The sequence below is a fragment of the Rhodococcus koreensis genome, assembly GCF_900105905.1.
Classification (GTDB): domain Bacteria; phylum Actinomycetota; class Actinomycetes; order Mycobacteriales; family Mycobacteriaceae; genus Rhodococcus_F; species Rhodococcus_F koreensis.
On the sequence record NZ_FNSV01000005.1, the window covers coordinates 244,704 to 262,762 of the forward strand.

The 18,059-nt window shown below is 62.2% G+C and carries 14 protein-coding genes; 7 read left to right on the forward strand and 7 right to left on the reverse strand.

Annotated elements, in window-relative coordinates; genetic code table 11:
- Window positions 1-31: 31 nt before the first annotated feature.
- Genes BLV94_RS05340 through BLV94_RS05350 form a run of 3 tightly spaced genes read right to left on the reverse strand, consistent with a single transcriptional unit; the run spans window position 32 to window position 3,635 of the window.
- Window positions 32-1,396, reverse strand: coding sequence for a flavin monoamine oxidase family protein (locus tag BLV94_RS05340; protein WP_072950500.1), 1,365 nt, complete (start codon window positions 1,394-1,396; stop codon window positions 32-34).
- 17 nt (window positions 1,397-1,413) lie between these two features.
- Window positions 1,414-2,946, reverse strand: a complete 1,533-nt coding sequence (locus BLV94_RS05345) for a xylulokinase (protein ID WP_072950497.1) — start codon at window positions 2,944-2,946, stop codon at window positions 1,414-1,416.
- Entirely contained in the window at window positions 2,943-3,635 is a 693-nt protein-coding gene (locus BLV94_RS05350; RefSeq protein WP_072950495.1) for a beta/alpha barrel domain-containing protein, read from the reverse strand. The genes BLV94_RS05345 and BLV94_RS05350 overlap by 4 nt, the downstream gene beginning before the upstream one ends.
- 153 nt (window positions 3,636-3,788) lie before the next feature.
- Between BLV94_RS05350 and BLV94_RS05355 the strand changes: the two genes are divergently transcribed.
- The 3 genes from BLV94_RS05355 (at window position 3,789) to BLV94_RS52040 (ending at window position 7,723) form a co-directional block, all read left to right on the forward strand.
- A complete protein-coding gene (locus BLV94_RS05355; protein WP_167372133.1) occupies window positions 3,789-4,580 on the forward strand; it encodes a GntR family transcriptional regulator in 792 nt (263 codons plus the stop codon).
- Between the two features lie 628 nt (window positions 4,581-5,208).
- Entirely contained in the window at window positions 5,209-6,213 is a 1,005-nt protein-coding gene (locus BLV94_RS05360; RefSeq protein WP_072950454.1) for an isopenicillin N synthase family dioxygenase, read from the forward strand.
- 460 nt (window positions 6,214-6,673) lie between these two features.
- On the forward strand, window positions 6,674-7,723 hold the full coding sequence (locus BLV94_RS52040) for a LysR substrate-binding domain-containing protein (protein ID WP_083395486.1): 1,050 nt from the start codon (window positions 6,674-6,676) through the stop codon (window positions 7,721-7,723).
- A gap of 390 nt (window positions 7,724-8,113) precedes the next feature.
- Here the strand turns inward: BLV94_RS52040 and BLV94_RS05370 are convergent, their stop codons facing one another.
- Window positions 8,114-8,461 (reverse strand): cupin domain-containing protein, encoded by a 348-nt coding sequence (locus tag BLV94_RS05370; RefSeq protein ID WP_072950448.1) that lies wholly within the window; start codon window positions 8,459-8,461, stop codon window positions 8,114-8,116.
- Window positions 8,462-9,065: 604 nt separating this feature from the next.
- On the opposite strand from BLV94_RS05370, the gene BLV94_RS48435 reads away from it, so the two are divergent.
- The 4 genes from BLV94_RS48435 to BLV94_RS05390 all read left to right on the forward strand — a co-directional run bounded on the left by BLV94_RS48435 (window position 9,066) and on the right by BLV94_RS05390 (window position 13,349).
- Window positions 9,066-9,293: a hypothetical protein gene (locus tag BLV94_RS48435; protein ID WP_143051347.1), complete on the forward strand. Its 228-nt coding sequence runs from the start codon at window positions 9,066-9,068 to the stop codon at window positions 9,291-9,293.
- Window positions 9,294-10,235: 942 nt separating this feature from the next.
- The gene (locus BLV94_RS05380; protein ID WP_072950446.1) at window positions 10,236-11,240 is read left to right on the forward strand and encodes an isopenicillin N synthase family dioxygenase; all 1,005 of its coding nucleotides are present in this window, start codon (window positions 10,236-10,238) and stop codon (window positions 11,238-11,240) included.
- 124 nt (window positions 11,241-11,364) lie between these two features.
- Window positions 11,365-12,336: a LysR family transcriptional regulator gene (locus BLV94_RS05385; protein WP_072950443.1), complete on the forward strand. Its 972-nt coding sequence runs from the start codon at window positions 11,365-11,367 to the stop codon at window positions 12,334-12,336.
- Window positions 12,333-13,349 carry an Ldh family oxidoreductase gene (locus BLV94_RS05390; RefSeq protein WP_072950441.1) on the forward strand — a complete coding sequence of 339 codons (1,017 nt, stop codon included), beginning with the start codon at window positions 12,333-12,335 and terminating at the stop codon, window positions 13,347-13,349. The genes BLV94_RS05385 and BLV94_RS05390 overlap by 4 nt, the downstream gene beginning before the upstream one ends.
- A gap of 933 nt (window positions 13,350-14,282) precedes the next feature.
- On the opposite strand, the gene BLV94_RS05395 is transcribed toward BLV94_RS05390, so the two are convergent.
- From BLV94_RS05395 to BLV94_RS05405, 3 genes are all read right to left on the reverse strand, one after another.
- On the reverse strand, window positions 14,283-15,734 hold the full coding sequence (locus BLV94_RS05395) for an alanine/glycine:cation symporter family protein (protein WP_072950438.1): 1,452 nt from the start codon (window positions 15,732-15,734) through the stop codon (window positions 14,283-14,285).
- 339 nt (window positions 15,735-16,073) lie between these two features.
- Window positions 16,074-16,238 carry a hypothetical protein gene (locus BLV94_RS05400; RefSeq protein WP_244163513.1) on the reverse strand — a complete coding sequence of 55 codons (165 nt, stop codon included), beginning with the start codon at window positions 16,236-16,238 and terminating at the stop codon, window positions 16,074-16,076.
- Window positions 16,239-16,484: 246 nt separating this feature from the next.
- Window positions 16,485-17,084, reverse strand: a complete 600-nt coding sequence (locus BLV94_RS05405) for a hypothetical protein (protein WP_167372134.1) — start codon at window positions 17,082-17,084, stop codon at window positions 16,485-16,487.
- Window positions 17,085-18,059: the final 975 nt, after the last annotated feature.

The window sequence follows — 18,059 nt, forward strand, 5'->3', positions numbered from 1 at the left end:
CTTCTGGTGTCTTGGGGTTGGCGTGGGCAGGTCAGGCGCCGGCGGTCTGTCGTGCGGTGGCCAGGACGCTGGCCGCCCCCTGCGCCGCGGTGAAACCTGAACTCACAGCGGTGTCGGTGTAGAAGGTGCCGAGGAAGTCGCCCGCCAGGAAGACTCGCTCCGAGGGGCGGGTGAGCTCCGGCTGGAGCTTGTGCCGGCCCGGGAAACAGAACGGGGAACCGAATTCGAACTTCTCCACCCGCGCGTCGGTGACGATGTCCGCGAATCCCGGGAAGATCTGGTCGAGATCGTTCAGGTAGATGTCGACGATCTCTTTCTCGGGCAGGTCCCACAGCTTGTAGCCGAGGCTTGCCGGTGAGAAGGTCATCATGCTGCCGCCCGGCTGGCGGGTCGTCTCGCGGCCGCGGGTCAGGTTGCCCTGGTTCAGCGCAACGGTGAAAGACCTGTTGGGGGTTGCGATGCCGTAGGTGCCGTCGTAGGGCATCGGTTGCTGCTCGTTGGTGAGGAACGCGCCGGCTACGTGCGGCCCGTATTTGATCTGCCCGAGCGCGTCGCGCAGTTCGGGGCGCAGGTTCACGGCGACCTTTTGGGTGATCGACGCCGGGGTGGCGAGCACCGCGGTGCGGGCCTTGACCTCGTGGTCGGTCCCGTCCTGGGTGTAGTGGACGACGACGTGGTCGCGGTTCTGGACGACCTCGTTCACGACCGCGCCGAGTTCGACCCGGTCGCGGATCGACTGTGCGATCGTCTCGGTGAGAGTCGCGGCGCCGCCGACGATGTAGTTACCCAGTCCCTGGCCGATGTTCCAGATCAGGTTGAAGTAGCCGATGCCGGCGCCTGCGGACAGTACGTCGGGGTCTGCGGCGGACCGCATCGCCACCGAGCAGTAGAAGTCCTTCGCGGTGTCGGTGGCCTCGCCGATGTAGTCGGCGAAGGTGCGCTCGTCCTCGAAGTTGAAGATGCGCTGCTGCCGGACCTCCGGCGTTTCGCCGCTGCGCCGCCGCGCGGCCTGCTTGTACCGCAGGACGTCGACACCGAGCCGCGCGCCCACCTTGAGCAGAGACACCCGATCCTTGGTCGTCATCGGGATCCGGAACGGGTATGTCTGGATCAGGCCGGTACTCAGGAACTTCCCGTTCATGGCCATGCCCTGCAGCGAGCCCGGGATCGCTGCCCACCGTGTGCCGGTCTCGGCAACCAGCTCTGCACTCGAGCTGCCGGCGCCGGCAAACATGTGCCCGCCCCAGTTCATCACGTACTGGCCGTGCTGCTCGGATCGGATCCGGCCGCCGACCCGCTTGCTGTCGGCTTCGAGAACCTGCAGGTCCCAGTGCCGCAGCCGCCACGCTGCCGAGAGTCCGGCGAGCCCGCCGCCGATGATCACTACGTCTTTCATTGTTTCGTTCCGTTCGTTCAGCTCGCGGTGGACGCGGGTCGGGGGAGCAACTTCGTCGCTTCCTGCAGGGCGAGGAAGCGGGTGTACAGGTCGTCGTAAATGACGGCGTTCGCGGCATTGGGCTTGTATGTGCTACTGAACTCCAACCCAGCGCGTGCGATGTCGACCGCCGACGGCCACAGTTCGGCGGCAACGCCCGCGATGATCGCGGCGCCGCGGCAGGCTGCGCTGCCGGCGCCCTTGACCGTATGCACGGGCCGGCCCGTGGCGTCCGCCTTGATCTGGCACCACGCCGCGCTCTTCGCGCCGCCGCTCAGCGAGATGATCTCCGCGATCTCCACGCCGAGGTCCTCGGTCGACTCGATCATGCGGCGCAGCACCATGGCCACACCCTCCATGATTCCACGCGAGAGATGCTGCTTTGTGTGCGACAGCGTCAGACCGAAGAACGCACCTCGGGCGTGCGGGTCGAGGTCGGGAGGACCGGAGCCCTGTAGGTGCGGGAGTACCACGAGGCCGTCGGAGCCGGGATCGACCCGACGCACCTCCTCGTCGATCAACTGATAGGCGTTGATCCCGCACAGCTGCTCGATCCGGCGCTCGCTGGAACAGAACTCGTCGCGGAACCAGCGCATCACCATCCCGCCGGTGGAGAACGTGTGCAGCATGTACTGGCCGGGCAGGGCCGCCGCGAAGCACGGTACCCGCCCAGCCGCATCGAGTCGAAGCTCGTCGACGACGGTGACGGTGGTCAGGGCCGACCCGGTGCTCTCGCTGAAGATGCCCGGCACGGCGTTCCCGAGGCCGAGCGCACCGCACGCTTGATCCAGCGCGCCCACCGAGACCGGCAGCCCCGCGGGCAGGCCGAGCTCGGTTGCCGCTGACTCGGTGAGCGCGCCGACTATCGCGCCCTGGTCCGCGATTTCGGGCAGCTTCTCACTGTCGATGCCGAGGTAGTCGAGCATCTCCGGCCAGTACTTCCGGGTGTTGATGTCCCAGACCAGGGTCGAGCACAGCAGCGAATCCTCGCTGACCAGACGGCCGGTGAGCCGTTGCACGAGGAAGTCCTTGAGCAGGGCGAACCGCGCGGTCGCGGCGAACCGATCGGGGTCGTTCCGCTTGAGCCAGAGGATCTTCGCAGCCGGCCAGATCGGATCCATCGCAGGCTGTCCGGTGACGGCGTGGATGGTGGGCCGACCGAAGTGTGCCTCGAGCTCGTCGGACTCCGTCGAAGCGCGGTTATCCATCCAGACGATCGCGCGGCCCAGCGGCCGGTCGGCGGAATCCAGACACAGCATCGTCTCGCCCTGAGCCGACAGACCCAGGGCGCGGATCTGTTGCACGTCCACCGAGGATTCTCGCAGCAGTGAAGCAACGGCCGCGGTGAAGGTTTCGGTGTAGGTGCCCGGTTCCAGTTCGACATAGCCGGCCCGCGGAGTCAGCAGGTCGTATTCCTCGGTGTGCTCGGCGATCTCGGCGCCGTCCTCGTCGAAGAGTGCCGCTTTGATTGCAGTGGTGCCCACATCGACACCCAGGACATACCAGCTCATCGCAGCGCCTCGCTGACGTTCTCTCCGACCTCCACGACGGCCAGGAGGTTGTCCCGGAAGGACTGGCCGGGCAGCAGGGCGCCTTCGAAGAGTGCACCGCCGATGGTGAAGCCCATCGGACCGATCTCGTGCATCAGCCGGATCCGGTCGACGGAATTGATGCTGCCCGCGACGATGATCCGCTCGCCCCCGACCACCGTCACGAGACGTCGCGCCAGTTCGACCGGGTCGGCTCCGGTCGAGCGGTACGCAACCAGATCGACGCCGTCCACGCCGAGATCCAGCAGTCGTGCCGCGTCTCGTTCGATGTCCTCGATCGATCCGGCCAGGCTGATCGGCGGGCCGCTCGTCTCGCCGCAGAACGGGAAGTACTTCATACCGGCTTCCCGCACTCGGTCACGGACCGTCTCGGTGAATTGGCCGCCGGTGACGTATTCGATGCCGCAGTCCGCAGCGAACGCCACCGCCTCCAACATTTCGGCCTCGCTGAAGTTGACGGCCTCGAGCACTGCGGTCTTGCCGGCCTCGCGGAAGTCTGCGACCAGCCGCTCCGACTCCGTTGCCGATAGCCCGACGTCCTTGAACCCCCAGAACGTCACCGGTAGATCGGCCGCTTCGTCGAACACTGCGCGGGCGTTCGGCACCGTCACGTCGTTGTGGGTCAGCATGACGATGATCTCTGGCTTCATGTTCTCCTACTTCACTTGATTGTCATCGACTCGACGGCGTCGATTGGTTCTATATCTGATGTAGTTGTCTTACATCTTTGCTAAGAACCGTAACGAGGGTCACAGACCCTGTCAATGCTTGATCGACGTTGGAGTTACGGGCATGCTGAGCGCATGGAGCGCGCGTACTCGGGGGACTCGACGGCGGCATCTGAAATGGGCTCTGCTGGCGAGTCAACCAAGATCAGCGCCTCGGCTCGAGCAGCACTCATGCTGCGGCGCCGGTTGTCTGATGAATTCTGGACCGCGGGGGATCGACTTCCGTCGGAACCCGTGCTCGCAAAACAACTCGAGGTGAGCAGGGTCAGTCTTCGCGCCGCGCTTGCGCAGCTCGAGACCGAGGGGCTGATCACCCGCCGACACGGTTCCGGAACCTACGTCAATTCGGTGCGCCCGCTGGTGCGCAGCCTGCACAACAACATCGGCGCCGACCAACTCATCAGGTCGAAGGGGCACACTCCAGGGATCGCGGAGATGTCTTGGCGGAAAATCAAGGCCGACACCAAGGTGGCGGGCTGCCTGGGGCTGAAGGTGGGAGCACCGATCGTGGATCTGTACCGCGTACGAACATCCGACGAAACGCCGGTTACCATCGAGCACGACTACTTCTCCGCAGATCTCGTCCCTCCCGGCCCGATCACCATGGGGCCCTCCCTCTATTCGTTCCTGTCCGACATCTGTGGCGCCGAGGTCGTGTTCGGAGTTGCCGACCTGGAGCCCGCACGAGCGGGATCCGAGTACGGCGCAGTCTTCGGAGTCGACCCTGACGAGCTGTGCATGGTCATCCGGCAAACCGATTACACGGAGGCGGAGCAACCGGTTTCTTACTCGGTCGAGTACCACTTGGCGAGCGCCTTTGATTTTCAGCTGATCCGACGAGGCCCCGCGCGCCCGGCTGGCGACTGAACAACACCACCCGACTCTCCGAATGAGGCTGCCGGGCCGGGCAATCAGATCGAATAGGTGATCACACACAGCCGGAGACTCGGGCAAACGGTGGGTTGGGTTCACGATCGGCTTGTGCGGGGCGAGCCACGTGATGAAGAACGGGGTGAACAACGAATCGGTCATGTCTCGAACCTTCACCGGACTGGCAGCAAGGATGCGGCGCAGGGGCGGACCGCTCACAGTTGAGTGTGTGCGCGAAGGTCGGCACCCGCTAGGCTCGCTTCCGAGATTGTCCAGGATGAGTCATAAGTGAGGGTCGCTCGCGCGATCGAGGGGTGGCAACGACCGACGGCACTGAACTAGTGGTCAGGACTGTTTCGTCCAATGTATTCATATCGCACACGACCTACGACCAGACGACCTGTCGCCCTCCAGCGTTAATTATTTCTGGGTCACTTCGTGACGAAACCAGCAATAGACACCACCTCTCAAACCGTGAAAATTTTTCGCACGGTTTCGTCGAGATTTATGCGCTTTACTGTGGCTGTGATCTGCGTAACCATTCACGTGTCGCCTTTGCAGCGACCGCCCCGGCGGTCAGCCCGACACATCGGCTCATCGATAAACAGACCTCAGGAGTAACCGCATGTCCGACGCATCTGTCAACCGGTTCGCCAGCAAGCAAACCGCCTTCCACGAGATCCCCATCATCGACATTGCGGCCCTTGTCGACGGAAGCGACGTCGAGGGTGTCGCACGTCAGATCGGGGACTCGTGCGAGAAGGTCGGGTTCTTCTATGTGAAGAACCACGGAGTTCCCTCCGAGCTGGTCAAGCGCATGTACGCGGTCACCGAGGAGTTTTTCGCCCTGCCCGAGGAGGTCAAGGACAACGTGCACGTCGCGAAGTCCGGCCCGACGGTCCGCGGATACATCCCGCCGTCCGCCGAGAATGCGGACCAGGACAAGAAGACCGCAGATCTCAAGGAGGCCTTCGACTACGGCGCAAAGCAGGAGGCGGTGGCGCCGTTCTTCGGACCGAACCTGATGCCGGCAGAATTCCCCGAGTTCGAGGCCACCTGCGACGAGTACTACACCGCCATGCGAACCCTGGCCCGCAAGCTGGTCAGTGGGTTCGCGATCAGCCTCGGCCTGGAGCCCGACTACTTCGAGCGTATGCAGACCAACCCGATCACCATCCAGCGCCTCCTGCACTACCCGCCGCAGAACCCGGACGACGACCAGGCGATCGGCATCGGCGCCCACACCGACAAGGGCATTCTCACGATCCTCTCCCAGGACAGCGTCGGCGGACTGCAGGTGCAGAACAAGGACGGGGAATGGATCAGCGCCCCGCCCGTCGAGGACGCCTTCGTCATCAACATCGGTGACCTAGTCGCCAAGATGACGAACGGAAAGTACTCGTCGACAGTCCACCGCGTGGTGAACGAAAGCGGCGCCGAGCGCTACTCCGTCGCGTTCTTCATCGACCTCGATTTCGACGCACCGGTCGAGACACTGCCGACCTGCGTCGATGCCGATCACCCTGCCGACCCGAACCCGTTCACCTGCGGCGAATACAAGACCCAGTGGTTCACGCACGTGTACCCGCACCTGCGGGACCAGCCCGAGATCCTGACCGCCCACGCCTGACAGGCACCCAGCAGTGGGCTTCGGCAGAAACCGAAGCCCACTGCTGTCGCTTCCTCCGAAAATCGTGGATCGTCGAACACTGCCGCCACCGTCCAGCCGTGAAACCAACCGCGGTGCGTGACCCGAGGCTCATGTTCATCCAGGCGGTGGACCAGTACGGACACGTCACGCCTGTGGCAAACGCCGCATCGTCGGCGATCTGCTATCAACTGCGTCCACTGGCAGAGCTGCTCGGAGTCACACTGCTCGATCCGTCTCGCCGCGGCATCAAACTCACACAGGCGGCACGGGACTCATCTTGCGCCACAAGCCCATCATGCAGATTCAGCAGGAGTGGGCACACAGCGAGCTCGCGGCCACCTCGGACGAACCCTCGGGCGCTCACCCTTTGCGGATTCTGCACCAACTAGTGCCGTACGCGGCGGCGGCCTGAGCGCTCGCCACCCCTGACTCGGTTCGACTGACGCAGGGCCCGCCGACTGCTCCGACTACTCAAGATGTCGGCGGCCGATCCTGCGCTGGTCATGGCGACCGCGGACTCCCTCCCCCGCACGATCGCCTCTTGGATCAACAGCTGCTCGTGGACGATCCCCTAGACCTCGTCGTCCCGACGAACCGTCCACTCGCCTCGCCGAGCGCGTCACCCTCGACCAGTCCGCCGCGGAATCGTGGATCACCAGCAGGCCGGAGCGCTCCCATCATCGCCCTCGCCGCCTGTGCCGCTGCGGGTTTCACACCAAAGCTGGTTCGCCAAGCAAATGAGTGGGAGGCCAGTGCCGCGATGGCGTCGCAGGAGCTGGGTGTGACGCTCGTGCCGCGGCTGGGTGACTTGACTCAGAATAGGCAGTCACCCCACACCCGGTTGTCGGGTGAGCCCGTGCCCGCGCGCCGAATCGTCGCCGCCCCACGAGACGGCGCTTCGATCCACCCGATCGTCGCGGACGACCCCGGCTTTGGTCCGATCCAGATGCTAACGAAAGTATTCGGAGCTATCCGGCGGAATCAGCGCGGCCACAAGACAGACCACAGACCGCGAAGGACACCACACATGCCGGCGTTGCTCGAGCTACGGTTCCTTGAGAGGAAATCGCGCGACTCGCCGAGAACGCAATGGAACGCCCGCGGTATCGGATCGGGGAGGCCAAACTACTCGCAGACGCCGCTGGATTCGCCGAGGACCGAGGCGTGCGCGAAGTCGGTCGCTCATCTTCTCGACTATCTTCGCGCCCTCGACGACGGACGGCTGGAGGCGGCTGCAATACCGGCAGTGGACCGACGGGCAGGTTCCGCACGGGGTTCGATTCGGCGATCGACGATCTCGTCGCAGCAGCACGGTCCGAGGGGTCACGATGTTCCCGCATTCGAAATGCCTCGCCGGTGGCCACCTCTGGTGGCTCACCGAACGTCTCTCGACACACGGTCGTGCGGCGCTCGGCGCTACCAACTCCCCCGCGCTTCTCACCGCTGCGCCCGGCAGCGTCCGCTTACTGGGAACCGATATCCGTACTAGTTCACCCAGATGGCAGACGAGCGACGCCGCCGGCAACCGACGACCCTTGCCTGTGGCTAGGCGCCCGAAACGGGTGCGTGGGGGAACTGGCGCTCCATCCCTTGACTCAGGCTCGCCGAAGCCCGGGATCGGATGTTCATACTGGCGATCGACGTAGCAAGCTTCACACGACTTCGCCTCCAGAGCGGATGTGCACGTGTTCCGCGTCGGCGCGCAGCGCATCAGCACGCCGGCCACTTCACGGGTGGAGCCGCCTATCCAAAAATCTCCTCCTCGCCAATGTCCTCGACGCGCGGTGGGGTAGCAGTCAGTCCCAAACAGAAACGATCACCGTCGCACTCGTTCGAGAGCCACGGCGATCCTTTCGTTCAGGATTCCCGAGGAATTGAATCACTTCTCCGATGGCAGAGTCGGGCCACCAGCCCAGGCCATGACAACCGGGGCCGCACTGCGGTTGTGGATGCGGTGAGGAACTGTGGGCGGCACGGCCCACGCGTCACCTGCCTTGAGGAAATACTCATTCGAGCCGTCGTCGAGGTACCCCTCGCCGGAGACACAGAAGAAGACCTCCCAGGTACCTGCGTGACCCTGATCCACGTCACCGGTATCGCCCGGCTGAACCGTGGAAGTACCAAACCACATCGCGTCGTTGCGGAAATACTCACGACACAGCTCGGGGCCCTCGTAGAAGACCTCAGCGTCATCCTGCCGAATGATGTACGGCGTCTCGGTCGTCATGATCGTGCTCCTCGATGGTTACTGGGGTACTGACACAGTTACTGGACTATAGTTGTCCTACAACTACGCAACGGTTAGAACATACGTTGCGCGTATCACATCTGTCAATGGACCTAGCAAAGTTCCCCGCGCTCACACCCGTCGATGGGTGTGAGCGCCCAGATGTTCGAGGCTCATGCTTGAGTGCTGCATTCTCCGACGCGGAAAATGTCATCCAGATCGGAGGGTCTGTTAGCATGCATCAGACAAGGTTCTATCGAATTGTCTATTCCTCCTTAAGCAATGGAATCAGACGGAGCGACTTAGTTCCTGCGTGATGACGGAAAAACGACCTCGTTCATGTCGCATCACCAACACAGCGGGCGGAAGCCGACACTCACGGCTGACCGGCAAGCCTCGCCATCGACATCACGACACTGGTTGTCCATCTACAGATAGGCACCACAGACAACCCATCTCCCCCAGCCGTTACGATCCCAAAGCCAACAGGAACTTGTTCAATGCCCGAATCTGAACGCTCGAGGCGCGTCCGCCCCCTCGGAACCTCGAACGAACTCGAACTCGGCTACTAAGAATCGGCGGCCCAAACCTCAAAGGACCATCCGTGAACATCAGCACCACTTCCCCTGCTCGTCCTGGATCCTTCATCCGAAGGCTTAACCCGTGCGGACATCGCACCGGCCAATGGGCCCAGATACTCACCACATCAATCGCACATGACCAGGAACACTTCCTCGTCATCTACCACGACAGCGAAACCGAACTACTTCCGGCCGAAGCGCCCGGACAACACTACGAATTCGGCCCGGTGCCCGCCCACTGGAACTCCTGAATCGACACATCGGAGCGCGATAGCCGCTCTCGCTCTTACCCGGAAGCAGTATGTGGTGCCGATTCCCAACCGTCACCGGTTCGCCACCACCGAACTGAAACGAGCCAATCCCAACATCGCGAAAAAGGCCTCTCGTCGCTTCCCCCAAACGCCGAACATGCTGTCAGATTAGTCCTGCTGGCGCGGGACAGGCAGACAGGTGCGCCGTCGGAAAGCACGGTCGGATCCAATGGGTCGGTAACCAGCAACGTCGCCCGGTCAGCATTTCAATGCCTCCCACCAAACCCTAATACCGTCGAAGGGCGTCAGGATCCTCACCAGTGAGGCCACCGTTGGATACCACAAATTGTCGCCGAGGTGGACAACCCATCTCCAATGGATTTGCAGCGTTCGGAGTTCGGGCAAGGACAGAAAGCTGTACGCGACGGCCCGATCATGAGCGGCGACTCGCAGCAACTAGCTTGTCGTTCGTCACTGGTGGCGAACTATGTTGCGGCGCCGTACTGGTAGCAGGCCGATCGTGGCCGCACTGGAATTGAGTTACCCAGTATTGAGAACTGCGGCATCGATGTGGTGTTCGGGTCGCAGGTCGAGGACCCGGCTGGATGGACCTCGGGTTCGCCCCCGCCTTCAGGGTCCGGACGAGCTCTGCAATGGCCATCCGGTAGATCGAGAGTCTGTCTCATACGCAGTTGATCACCACCGCATGAACGCGTTCGAGTTCATCTGGTCCGATGAGGCCCGGTGAACCTGGTGGGCGAGGGACGAAAGACTCTGACCGGTCGAACGTGAAAGAATTTTTCACGGTCAGGTGCGAATTTATGCGCTTTACTGTGGCTGTGATCTGCGCGACCATTCTTGTGTCGCCTTCAGAACCCGCTCGGCGGTAACCGCGACACATCACATCTTTGGCTCATCGGAAAGACCCCCAGGAGGAACCCTATGTCCGACGCATCTGTCAACCGGTTTGCCAGCAAGCAAGTCGCCTTCCACGAGATCCCCGTCATCGACGTCGCAGCCCTTGTCGACGGAAGCGACGTCGAGGGTGTCGCGCGTCAGATCGGAGAATCCTGCGAGCAGGTCGGTTTCTTCTACGTGAAGAACCATGGCGTTCCCGCCGAGCTCGTCAAGCGCATGTACGCGGCCACCGAGGAGCTCTTCGACCTTCCCGATGAGGCAAAGGCAAAAATTCGCGTCGAGAAGTCCGGTCCGACGGCTCGCGGATACATCTCCCCGTCTGCCGAGAACGCGGACCCGAATAAGACCACCGACCTCAAAGAGGCCTTCGATTACGGGGCGAAGCAGGAGACGGTGTCCCCGTTCTTCGGGCCGAACCTGATGCCCGAAGAACTCCCCGAGTTCGAAGCGACCTGCGACGAGTACTACGCCGCGATGCGCACGCTGGCCGGCAAGCTGGTCGGCGCGTTCGCGATCAGCCTGGGGCTCGAGCCCGACTACTTCGCGCGCATGCAGACCAACCCGATCACCATCCAGCGTTTGTTGCATTACCCCCCGCAGGACCTCAACTCCGATGGCAACGCGATCGGCATCGGCGCCCACACCGACAAGGGCGTCCTGACGATCCTGTCGCAGGACAGCGTCGGCGGATTGCAGGTGCAGAACAAGGACGGGGAGTGGATCACAGCACCGCCGATCGAGGACGCCTTCGTCATCAACATCGGCGACCTGGTGCAGAAGATGACGAACGGGAAGTACTCGTCGACGGTCCACCGCGTGGTGAACGAAAGCGGCGCCGAGCGCTACTCGGTCGCCTTCTTCATCGACCTCGACTACGACGCCCTGGTGGAGACCGTTCCGACCTGCGTCGACGACGAACATCCCGCCGACCCCGCCCCCTACACCTGCGGCAAGTACAAGAACGATTGGTTCGTGAAGGTGTACCCGCACCTCAAGGACGGCATGGAGTTCGCCACCTCGAAGTCCTGACCTGCTCAGGGGCGATTGTAGGCTTCGACAGTTGCCGAAACCTACAATCGCCCTGTGCCCGGCGCAGGTGATACTGCATTTATTGTTGATCGGATGAAGGCACTATTCGAGTTCGGACGGTCCGATGCTTGACCCCAGACTCAAGGTCCTGCAGGCAGTCGAGTTTTACGGAACTGTCACAGCCGCTGCAACTGCGCTGTCCTACACTCCATCGGCGATCTCCTACCAACTGCGCCAGTTGTCGGAGATGCTTGGGGTCGAATTGATCGAGCCCTCGGGCCGCGGAATCAAACTCACGCCGGCGGCACGCACCGTGTTACGGCACGCCGCCATCATGCAGGCTCAGTGGGAGAGAGCCCAGAGCGAACTCGCAGAAGCGGTAGACGAGCTGTCCGGCCCGTACACCCTGTGTGGGTTTTCCACGGCGTCAACACAATTGCTGCCGTACGCCGGCAAGACTTTACGCGATCGCCATCCCCGCCTACGCGTGCACCTGGTTCAGGCCGATCCCGCCGAATGCTTCAGGCTGCTCCAAATGGAGGAGGCGGACCTCGCCCTGGTGATGGTGACCGCGGACTCCCCTCCCCTGGACGACCTCCGCTTTGACCAACAGTTCTTGGTGGACGACCCGTTGGATCTGGTCGTACCCGCGAATCATCGGTTGGCATCCCGTCGACGAGTCACGCTCGCCGACGCCGCCGACGAGCCGTGGGTGGTCGGGACCCCCGGTGGGGCATACCATCAACTCACCGTGACAGCCTGTGTCGCAGCTGGATTCACACCCAATATCGCTCACCAGGCCGACGAGTGGGAGACCGGGGCGGCGATAGTTTCTCAGGACATGGGGGTCATGCTCGTGCCACGGCTGTGGCTACTGAGTTCGGAGTGGGCAGTCACCCGGATCCGGTTGTCAGGTGAACCTGTCCCCGTTCGCAAGATCGTCGCCGCCACTCGCAAAGGCGCCGCACGTCATCCGCTCGTCGCAGAGACACTCGAACTCGTCAAAGCACGATGCGACACGCTGTACTCGAATCCACCCGAAGGTTCCGGAAGTGCCCCGGAATCCCCAAACGACCCACGGAGACACGATTCATGAGCCCCTTGTCTGAGGTAGCGGTCCCGCGCGAGGAGATTGCGCGTATTGCCCGGACTGCGCTGCAACTGTCCGGCGCGTCGACCGCGGTCGCCGATCTGCTCGTCGATGCGGCGCTGTTCGCCGAGGACCGGGGCATGCGCGGCGTCGGCGTCGCGCATCTCCTCGATTACCTGCACGCCATCGACGCGGGCCGACTGGATGGGAACGCCGTTCCTCGGTGGGAACGGGTCGCGCCGGGCTTCATCTCCTGCGATGCCCAGGGCGGGACATTTCATGCGGGGTTCGACGCGGCCTTCGACGAGCTCGTGACCGCTGCTCAGTCACTGGGTGTCGCGGTGTTCGTGCAGTCGGGTGCATTCGCCGGCGGGCAGCTCGGGTGGTTCACCGAGCGTCTCTCGACGCACGGGCTGGTGGCGTTGGGCGCCATCAACTCCAATGCGCTCCTTGCCACTGCGCCGGGTACCGGTCGCGTCCTGGGCACCAACCCGATGTCGTATTCGTTTCCTCGGATGGAGCAGCAGGTCATGACGGTCGACCAGTCGTCGAGTGCAGCGGCGTACGTGAACGTCCGTGATGCCGCCGCCAGGGGCGAGCAGATTCCTGAAGGGTGGGCCGTCGACGCAGCGGGTGAGCCCACCGTCGACTCCGAAGCTGCACTCGAGGGCGCGATGCTGCCATTCGGCGGTTACAAGGGCGCCAACATCGCGTGGATGGTCGAGCTGCTTGCCGGAATGTCGGGAGCCAACTGGTCCATCGATGCTCCGTCCTTCGACTCGGGATCGGAGCACCCGGGGGTCGGCATGTTCATCCTGGCACTCGACGCGAGCAAGTTGCAAAACGACTTCGTCGCGAGGGCCGACGCTCACGTAGTTCGATTGAGCACCCTTGGCGTTCGCCCTCCAGGAACACCACGAATGTTGCCGCTCACAGAGATTCAGGTACGCGCGGATGTGCTTGACCAGCTCAGCACGCGTGCCGGCCGTGCCGTTCAGCCATCGACGGGGGGGAGATAGTACCCAACCGACGCAGTTCACCGAAGAAGCGGTTGATCTGGGGCAGTCGACATCATTGGTGCGTCATCGGCGCTCCTGTCCGACCGGTCGGTGCGTTCCCCGAGGGCAGCGCGACCCAGCGAAGTTCCTGCGACGTTGATCAGGGAAGTGGACGCCGGGCGCTGAAGACCATCGCTGTAACAGCGAAATAGGCGGTCCCTGACTCAACTTGATGGCAGAATCCCCGTACTTGGCGTCTGATGCCCTGGCAATGCCATACATCAGTGGCAGAGGACGAAGGATTCGCGGAACCTGCGAGGGGCACGACTCCTTCAACGAGGTGGCCGCTGAAACTCCAGGAGTCGAGGCCTGCGATCGCAGTAGACCCGGGTGCGCTGATGGATTCGTGTCGGTTGTCCAATTTTCGTGTCGGCAGCGAGCACAGGCCAGATATGTTCCCCGGTCGACCTCGGTGCTGCGTTACGGCGCCGGCCACTATGATCGCAGAATACTGAGTCCGACGGTCGTCGACCCCGCACCCTGCTCTGGCGCGTTGAGAGCGGCGGCATGTGTATCAACCGCCTTGAACCGCACCTGCAGGATTCCCTGCCACCACTGACACCGTTCCGACATCACTGCCGAGGGGACTCGGATCAGAGTCGAACCTCCCGCCGCCACATTGAATCTCACGCACCCGGGCGCTGACCAGGTCCCGGGCAATCGAACTCACTCGGCGTCCCGTCTTGTCGGCAGCAGGACGCCCGACTGCGGCGTACTTGCGGATGTGCTACTTCGTGTGGCGTGAATGGGTCATGGTGGATGTGACTCGTTCAGGTCGCAAAGGACGGCACCGCTGGAAGGGGAAGGGTCAAAATGCACCAAACGGCCCAGTGGTGACTCCCCGTCCGGTCACGTAGGCACGCCCGACACCCTTTCGGATGGGGCGGCAGCGCGTCAGTCCTTGACGAGTTCGGCGGGTTTGTCAGATGCCTCCCAGTAGACCGCTCCATGAATATTGAGAGCTTTGGGATCGAACGTGGGATCGAGCCCTAGCCGTCTTTGGCGCTCGTAGTCGCGGCAGATCTTGTAGACGATCGGGGACATGAGTAGCAGGCAGGCCATATTCAACCAACCGAGTATACCGAAGCCGATATCGCCGGCAGCCCACATTGTTTTGGCGTTGACCACTGAGCCGAAGAATGAGATCACGACCGCTCCGCACTTCAGGACCACCTCGATTGCACGGGTATTTCGATCCCCGAACAGGAACGCCATGTTGGTCGTTGCCACGTAGAAATAGAAGACTTGGGAGGTGAAGGCAAAAAGCAGGACCGCAAGGGCAACGAAGCCCGAACCCCAGCCCGAAAGGACGGAATCGATGGATTCTTGGACAAATGCGGGCCCAGCCGATATGCCCGGAAGGTTGTTAACGATGTAGCCACCCGAGCTGTTCTCGACGTTATACGTTCCAGGGATAACGATCATCAACCCAGTGGCCATGCAGATAAGCAGCACGTCGATGTAGATACTGAAGGCCTGGACGATGCCCTGCTTACCGGGGTGCGAGGTTCGCGCGGCTGCAGCCGCGAAGGTACCTTCACCGTCTCCGGTTGCCGAGGCGAAGACTGCTCGACGCACACCCCACGAGACCGCGAAGCCAACTATGCCGCCGAATACCTGATTGATACCGAACGCGGACGAAACGATTAGTGCAATCGCCTCGGGCACTTTCTCGTAATTCAACCCGATAATCAGGAATGCTGCCAGCAGATACCCGCCGGCCATAAACGGGACCACAGCCTGCGCGACCTGGACGATTCTCTTGGTTCCGCCAACAATGACGATTGCAAGAACTGCAGTGACCACCGCGCCTGTAATCCAGGTGTCTATGCCGAAAGCTTGTTTCGCGCTTGAGGCGATATTGTTGGCCTGGATACCGGGGAAGACGAAGCCGTAACCGATCATACCGATCGATGCCACGACTACAGCGAATCGCGGAGCTTTGAGTCCATACTTGATGTAGTAGGGCATGCCGCCGCGGTCTTCGCCGTTAAAGCGTTGCTTGAAGACCTGAGCGAGTACAGCTTCGGCGTAGGCAACCGTGGATCCGACCAACCCGGTGATCGCCATCCACATAATCGCGCCGGGCCCACCCGCGCCTACGGCTGTTGCGACGCCGGCGATGCTACCGACTCCGACTCGACTGGACAGCGTGAGAGCGAGAGCTTGGAACGAGGACAGGCCCCCGTTGCCGCCCTCGCCATGGCGAAGCTGCCTGACCATGTCGGGCAGACGACGGAACTGGACACCCATGGTGAGGATGGTGAAGACACCACCGAGTCCGAGAACGAAATACGCCATCGGGTTCCATATCAGACCGCTGATGGTCGAGAGGGCTTCATCCATGTGAATTCCAATTCCAGTTGTGAAGCAGGTCTTACTGCTGCAGCTGCGCAATGAATTTGGCGACAAACGCTTGGGATGCTCCTGGCTGGCGCATGTGCAGGACCAGCGTGAACGCTGCGATCGGTGTTGCAGGCGTTCACTGGCATGACCCGGTTCCGTTATTGAGGTTGCGTGCCGTCCGCCGATTTGCGTCATATTCGGCGGCGGACGGCACGCTGTTTCCGGCGACCGAAGTGTGATGAATTGTCGGTTCAGGCACATTCGATTGCCGGCGTCTAGATTCGCAGAGTGTCTCCGCCAATTACGCGCTACCGTTGATGCACATCAGGGGATTGAGCACTAAAGGTGTATTGCCAGGGGAAGCAGGGCGACGATTGCGGAGGCAGTTCCGCCTACCACCCCGGCGATGACCCCCAACAGCGCCCACAACGATGCGACCTCGTCCTCGGCGAGGGCCGACCGGGAGATGGTCAGCATGCCGCAGACGACCGCGGCAATCCCCATTGAAAATCCGAGCCCGAATACCCAAAACGTCGCGAGTGACACCGCCCCCAGGGCCATAGAGGCATGGGACGCGCGTGACGAGCGCTGGTGGTGAACAGATTCGTGAGGGACGATTGCGGTGATGATCCACCTCCAAAGCGCGGGGGGCAGTCGATTAGTACGGTAACGAGGAAGCGTCGGCTGTCATAAGGCGGCCTTCTTGACGGCAGTCGTGCGGACGCCCGTGCCCAACAGGTAAGGCGCTTATCAGACTCCCCCACTTACCGTGGCATCGATGTTCACCACGTACTCAAGGTTGTCGCGGAAGGACCCACCCGGGACGAAGGCGCCCCCGAACAATGCCCCTCCCATGGTGTAGCCGAACGGTTCGATCTCGTGCATACGCTGAATCCGATCAACGGAGTTGATGCTGCCCGCAATGATCAAATTCTCCCCGCCCAGCTGGTGCTTCACCAGCTTCGCCAGCTCGATCGGATCCCCGTTGGCATACCGGTACGCCACCAGGTCGACACCATCGACGCCGAGGTCACGCAGCCGGGCGGCATCGCCCAGCACGTCTTCCGGAGACCCGGCGAGCGCGATCGGCGAACCGCTGACGTCACCGCAGAACGGGAAGTATTTCATTCCCGCAGCCTGCACCCGCTCCATGACGGCCTGCGAGAACAGCCCACCCGTAAAGTACTCGACACCGCAGGTGACGGCGAGCGCGGCGGCCTCGAGCAAACCATTCTCCTCGAAGTTGACGACCTCAAGCACCGGGGTTTTGCCCGCCTCCTTGAAGTCGCCGACCAGCTTCTCCATCTCGGGGGTGTCGAGCCCAACGTCCTTGAAGCCCCAGTACTGCACAGGCAGATCCGCCGCATCACGGAAGCAGTCGCGGGCGTTGGTAACGGTGACGTCATTGTGGGTGAGCATGACGACGATCTGTGGCTTCACTTGAGTTCGCTTTCCAAAGTTCGTGTTGGTGGTGGACCGACGAGACAGCGAGTTGTTGCGGTCACGAATGGAGCCTCCGCAGGCTTCGACACCGCCGTGTTTCCATTACGATCCACGCTCGAATCGAGAATCTCAGGCACCCTAGTTGTCCTACAACTTGACTCAAGTTTGACTGTAGGTGAGCTGCTTCACTGGTGTCAACACGAACTCCGCTCCCATCTAGTTGTCATACCTCTATGTATGATGTGTGACATGAAACAAGGCCCGAGACCGGAGGGCGAGCACGCAAGTGGACCGCTGCAACCCCACAGTGTCTCAGCTCCACCGCACGAGCTGTTCAGTCGTTGCGACATGGGGTTGGCTCAGCACATCTTGGTGGCGGCGATCGACTGCCCTCCGAACCCGCACTCGCCGACTTGAACACAGACTTCAAGTTCGCCCGCTATTCGGACAGACAAAAGCCCCAAGGACTTCGATGAATATGAGCACGATGAACTCCGCATGCCCAGGACCCTTCGTCCGGCGGCACAACCCCTGCGGACATCGAACAGGCCAATGGGCCCAGATCCTCGCCACAACTACCGCGCAGGATCAGGAACACTTCCTGGTGATCTACCACGACAGCGACACCGAACTACTCCCGGCAGAAGCCCCCGAACAACACTACGAATTCGGACCAGCACCTGCCTACTGGACAGAATAGATGTTCTTACCCAAGGGCCTGAATGCATGACGGCACGCTGACCATTCGCCTCAAAGCCGTTCGGCGCCTGAATTCCCGGTGAATGTAGCGTCGTTACGTGCCGAGTTCGACCGCCCGTGCCACGGCGTTATCCCGCGATGTGTTCGTGTCATATGTTTCATCCACGCTGTTGGGAGCGGACG

What these genes read in the sequence shown, in the direction of transcription:
- BLV94_RS05340 (WP_072950500.1), bottom strand. Translation starts at nt 1,396, where the DNA reads ATGAAAGACGTAGTGATCATCGGCGGCGGGCTCGCCGGACTCTCGGCA.
- BLV94_RS05345 (WP_072950497.1), bottom strand. Translation starts at nt 2,946, where the DNA reads ATGAGCTGGTATGTCCTGGGTGTCGATGTGGGCACCACTGCAATCAAA.
- BLV94_RS05350 (WP_072950495.1), bottom strand. Translation starts at nt 3,635, where the DNA reads ATGAAGCCAGAGATCATCGTCATGCTGACCCACAACGACGTGACGGTG.
- BLV94_RS05355 (WP_167372133.1), top strand. Translation starts at nt 3,789, where the DNA reads ATGGAGCGCGCGTACTCGGGGGACTCGACGGCGGCATCTGAAATGGGC.
- BLV94_RS05360 (WP_072950454.1), top strand. Translation starts at nt 5,209, where the DNA reads ATGTCCGACGCATCTGTCAACCGGTTCGCCAGCAAGCAAACCGCCTTC.
- BLV94_RS05370 (WP_072950448.1), bottom strand. Translation starts at nt 8,461, where the DNA reads ATGACGACCGAGACGCCGTACATCATTCGGCAGGATGACGCTGAGGTC.
- BLV94_RS05380 (WP_072950446.1), top strand. Translation starts at nt 10,236, where the DNA reads ATGTCCGACGCATCTGTCAACCGGTTTGCCAGCAAGCAAGTCGCCTTC.
- BLV94_RS05385 (WP_072950443.1), top strand. Translation starts at nt 11,365, where the DNA reads ATGCTTGACCCCAGACTCAAGGTCCTGCAGGCAGTCGAGTTTTACGGA.
- BLV94_RS05390 (WP_072950441.1), top strand. Translation starts at nt 12,333, where the DNA reads ATGAGCCCCTTGTCTGAGGTAGCGGTCCCGCGCGAGGAGATTGCGCGT.
- BLV94_RS05395 (WP_072950438.1), bottom strand. Translation starts at nt 15,734, where the DNA reads ATGGATGAAGCCCTCTCGACCATCAGCGGTCTGATATGGAACCCGATG.
- BLV94_RS05400 (WP_244163513.1), bottom strand. Translation starts at nt 16,238, where the DNA reads ATGGGGATTGCCGCGGTCGTCTGCGGCATGCTGACCATCTCCCGGTCG.